The 4426-nt window shown below is 71.6% G+C and carries 3 protein-coding genes and 1 pseudogene; 3 read left to right on the forward strand and 1 reads right to left on the reverse strand.

Annotated features, from left to right (window positions below):
* Positions 1–94: 94 nt before the first annotated feature.
* Positions 95–787 carry a TetR/AcrR family transcriptional regulator gene (locus ACWGI8_RS40300; RefSeq protein WP_453668415.1) on the reverse strand — a complete coding sequence of 231 codons (693 nt, stop codon included), beginning with the start codon at positions 785–787 and terminating at the stop codon, positions 95–97.
* 60 nt (positions 788–847) lie between these two features.
* Between ACWGI8_RS40300 and ACWGI8_RS40305 the strand changes: the two genes are divergently transcribed.
* The 3 genes and pseudogenes from ACWGI8_RS40305 to ACWGI8_RS40315 form a co-directional block, all read left to right on the forward strand.
* Positions 848–2497 carry an FAD-binding oxidoreductase gene (locus ACWGI8_RS40305; RefSeq protein ID WP_453668416.1) on the forward strand — a complete coding sequence of 550 codons (1650 nt, stop codon included), beginning with the start codon at positions 848–850 and terminating at the stop codon, positions 2495–2497.
* Between the two features lie 144 nt (positions 2498–2641).
* A complete protein-coding gene (locus ACWGI8_RS40310) occupies positions 2642–3940 on the forward strand; it encodes a VWA domain-containing protein (protein WP_453668417.1) in 1299 nt (432 codons plus the stop codon).
* A pseudogene (locus tag ACWGI8_RS40315) lies at positions 3940–4426 on the forward strand (hypothetical protein); the annotation flags it as partial. The gene ACWGI8_RS40310 and the pseudogene ACWGI8_RS40315, both read left to right, overlap by 1 nt.

A 4426-nucleotide genomic window follows, 5' to 3' on the forward strand; every position in this document is an offset into this window, starting at 1 on the left:
ATACAGGCCCGCCGCTGCTCAGCGGCGGGCCTTTCGCACGCCGCGGCGCTCTCGGTACGGCTCAAGGGCAGTCCGACAACACGTGGCGGCAGTCTCAACCACCGTCGCGGATGGCGGAGAGCAGACGGGCACAGCGCGCGCTCATGTCCTGCGCGGACAGGTCGGGATGGGAGACCCACCAGCCGACGAGGGCGCTGACAGTGCCCGTCCACACATGCTTGAGGGCGTCCGCGTCAAGGACGTCGTCGTTGCCGTGGCCACGCAGCAGCGACGCGGTGCCGGAGGCCGCCAGGTCGTCGATGGCCTCGCGGTGGCGGTGGGCGGCGCGCCAAGGTTCGGACCCGGGCGGCAGGGTCCGGTCGTACAGCACGAACCAGGCGTGCCGCTGTTCCTCCAGCGTTTCGAAGACCGCGGTGAGGACGGCGTGGGGCAACCGGCCCTCCGACGGACTCGACGACATGGCCTCGTTGACCGCCGCGAGAAGGCGAGGGCCGATGTGTTCGAGACAGGCCTCGTAGAGGCCGTCCTTGGAACCGAAGTACGTGTACAGCATCGGCTTGGTGACCCCGACGCGCCGGGCGATCGCGGCCATCGACGCCGCGGCGTGGCCGTGCCGGCCGAACTCCTCCAGGGCCGCGGCCACGATCTGCTCCTCGCGGCGGGCACGCGGGACGCCCTTGGTCCCGGCGCCGCGGCTCCGGCCCTGGATTCCTCGCGTACCGCCGGATCCGGTCGATGCGGCGGCGCCGGCCGGATCCGGAGTGGCCGAGGCACTTGCAGTGGTCATGGCGGGAAGTATACATTGCGGTAACTTACCAAGAGGTAAATTACCGAGAGGTCATATCTCGTGGTCGACAGCACTCCGCCCGTGTCCCGCTCCAGCTCCAACTCCAACTCCAACTCCTCCCGGAACCGCTCCTGGTGGGGCTGGGGCACGGCGGACAAGGCACTGCCCGACGCCGAATGCACCGCACTCGGCGCGCTTGTCCCGGGCGCGGCGGCAACCCCGCTGCCGGTGCCCGACATCGCCGCCCTCGAACTGCCCAAGGTGCGCATCGAGCCGCCCGCGGCGCTCGCCCCGCTGATGTCGGCCGCGCCGCGGGACCGGGCTTCGCACACCTACGGCAAGGCGTACCGCGATGTGGTCCGGGCCCTGAACGGAGACCTCTCCGCCGCCCCCGACCAGGTCGCCTTCCCCCGCACCGAGCAGGATGTGATCGATGTCCTCGACTGGGCGGCCGACGCGGACGTCGCCGTCGTGCCGTACGGAGCCGGCAGTTCGGTCGTCGGCGGGGTCGAGTACCGCGCGGCGCGGCACCGGGGCGTGGTGTCACTGGACCTCTCATGCCTGGACCGCGTGCTGGAGATCGACCGTGTCAGCCGAGCCGCCCGGATCCAGGCAGGCGCCCTGGGCCCCGGCCTCGAAGCGCAACTGAGGCCGCACGGACTCACTCTGCGCCACTTCCCGCAGAGCTTCGAGTTCTCCACCCTGGGCGGCTGGCTGGCCACCCGCGCCGGCGGTCACTACGCCACGCTGTACACCCACATCGACGACCTGGTGGAGTCGATGCGCGTGGTGACACCCGTGGGGGTCAACGAGTCGCTGCGGCTGCCCGGTTCGGGAGCGGGCCCCTCCCCCGACCGGTTGTTCCTGGGGTCCGAGGGCACCCTCGGCGTGATCACCGAGGCCTGGATGCGGCTCCAGGACCGCCCGCTTCACAAGGCCTCGGTCACGGTGCTGTTCGGCGACTTCGGCGACGCGATGAACGCCGTACGCGCCATCGCGCAGTCGGGTCTGCACCCGGCCAACTGCCGGCTGCTCGACCCCGGAGAAGCCGCTCTGGCAGGTGTCGCACGGGACGGCGAGAGCGTGCTCGTCCTCGGGGTGGAGTCGGCCCACTCCCCCGTCGGTGAGCGCCTCGCCGATCTCGTCACCCTCGCGCGTGAGCACGGCGGCTCACCGGCGCCGGCTGCCCCCGGCGCCGAGGACACGGCCGGGGACGCCGCCGCCGGCACCTGGCGCTCGGCGTTCCTGCGGATGCCGTACCTGCGCGATGGACTCGCGCGGATGAGCGTGGTCACCGAGACCTTCGAGACGGCCTGCACCTGGGACCGCGCTCCGGAGCTGTACGAGTCGGTGCGCCGGCAACTGGGAGACGTCGTCAGGGAAGTGACGGGCGCCGCGGGCACGATCAACTGCCGCTTCACCCATGTCTACCCGGACGGTCCCGCGCCGTACTTCACCGTCATCGCGCCCGGGTGGCGCGGCGAGGAAGTCGCCATGTGGGACGAGATCAAGTCCGCAGCCATGCGGATCCTCACCGACCACGGCGCAACCGTCACCCACCATCACGCGGTCGGCCGCGACCACCGTCCGGGATACGACCGCCAGCGCCCGGAACCGTTCGCCCACGCCCTGCGGGCCGTGAAGCAGGCGCTCGACCCTGCCGGAATCCTCAACCCGGGCGTGCTTCTCGACTCGGGCGCTGCCAACTGAGGGTGGCTTTCAACGCAGTTCGGCGCGGGACGGGGGCCACTTGCGGCGGTCGGGACACCACCCGGAAGTGGTCGCCGGCTCCTGCGGCCCCGGCACGTCCCCACGGAATTGGGCAGCACTCGCCGCTGTCACTATGATCCGCCGATGATCACAAGAAAACGACTGGCAGCCGCCCTGTGCGGCGCGCTGCTGGTCACGTTGACCGGTGGCCTCCTCCCCGCCGCCGCCTTCGCCGACTCCGGCGACTCCGCCGACGAACCGGCCGCGAAGGAACCGCCCAAGGTCGAACTCGTCCTCGACGTCAGCGGTTCGATGCGGGCACGCGACATCGACGGACAGTCCCGTATGTCCGCGGCCAAGCAGGCCTTCAACGAGGTGCTGGACGCGGTGCCGGAAGAGGTCCGGCTCGGCATACGTACGCTCGGCGCCGACTACCCCGGCAAGGACCGGAAGACGGGCTGCAAGGACACCCGTCAGCTCTACCCCGTCGGCGAGCTCGACCGGACCGAGGCGAAGACGGCGGTGGCGACGCTCGCACCGACCGGCTGGACTCCGATCGGGCCCGCCCTGCTGGGCGCCGCCGACGACCTGGAAGGCGGTCACACCACCCGCCGGATCGTGCTCATCACGGACGGCGAGGACACCTGTGCCCCGCTCGACCCGTGCGAGGTGGCACGCGAGATCGCGGCCAAGGGCATCAACATCACCATCGACACGCTCGGCCTGGTCCCCAACGCCAAGATGCGTGCCCAGCTGATGTGCATCGCCGAGGCCACCGGCGGCACGTACACCTCCGTGCAGCACAAGGAGGAACTGTCCGACCGGGTCAGCCAATTGGTCGACCGCGCCGCCGAACCGGTCGTCACTCCGGTCGCGACGAAGGGCGCCGACAGCTGCAAGGACGCCCCGCAGCTGAAGGCCGGCCTCTACAACGACCGTGAGACCTTCGGCCAGCACCGCTGGTACCGGGTGGACCTGCAGCCCGGACAGGAGCTGCGCGCGTCGGTGAGCATCGCCGCCGACCGCGCCGTCAACCGCGACTACGGTGTGCTGCTGCGCGCATCGACCGTGCACGGCCGGGAGATCGTACGCGGCGAGGCCGCCGGTGACGGACGCACCGACGTCGTCTCGACGGGACTGCGCTACCCGAAGTCCGAGATCGAGGACGCCGGGACGGACACGGACGAGCCCGCGACCGAGACGGTCTGCCTGCGGGTGAGCAACTCCTTCTCCGCCCCGGCTTCGGTCAAGACCGCTCCCGGTCTGCCCGTCGAGCTGACCCTCGATGTGGTGGACGGCCCGCACGACGCCTCCGACGTCGCCTTCTACGGTCTCGGCCGCGGCTGGTGGCTGCTCGGACTGCTGACGCTCGCGGGCTTCGCGGCCGGTCTGCTGTGGGGCTGGATCTCGCGCTGGCGCATCGCCGTCTGGAGGACCAACTGATGCGTACCGTACGTACCTTCGCAGGCGCCCTGCTCGCGGCCGCCGCGCTCTTCTCGCTGCCCGGGACCGCTGCCGCGGACACCCCCTCCCCCACGCCGAGTGAGGGCTCCGAGGAGAGCGCCGCACCGACCGAGGCAGGCACGACCTTCCGTACGGCCACCGTCGTCCGCCCCGGACAGCGGGCCACGGCGCAGGCGTCGACCGGTGACTACCTCTACTGGCAGTTCGCCGCCGACGCCGGGCAGCAGGCCACCGTACGGGCCACGGTGAAGCTGCCCGAGTCCGCCGCCCGGCACGGCACCCACACCTGGCGGCTCGACGTGTACGACGGGCTGCGGCGCCGTCAGGCGTGCCGCTACGGCAGCGACGCCAAGGCGGCCCCGGCCGAGGCCGCGTCCGTCGAGCTGTCCTGCGCGCTGCGCACGGTCCGGGCCTGGTCCGAGCCGGCGGCGAACGACCCTCTGCCCGGCGCGTACTACGTGCGCC

The organism is Streptomyces sp. NPDC054841, assembly GCF_053611045.1.

What these genes read in the sequence shown, in the direction of transcription:
- ACWGI8_RS40310 (WP_453668417.1), top strand. Translation starts at nt 2,642, where the DNA reads ATGATCACAAGAAAACGACTGGCAGCCGCCCTGTGCGGCGCGCTGCTG.
- ACWGI8_RS40300 (WP_453668415.1), bottom strand. Translation starts at nt 787, where the DNA reads ATGACCACTGCAAGTGCCTCGGCCACTCCGGATCCGGCCGGCGCCGCC.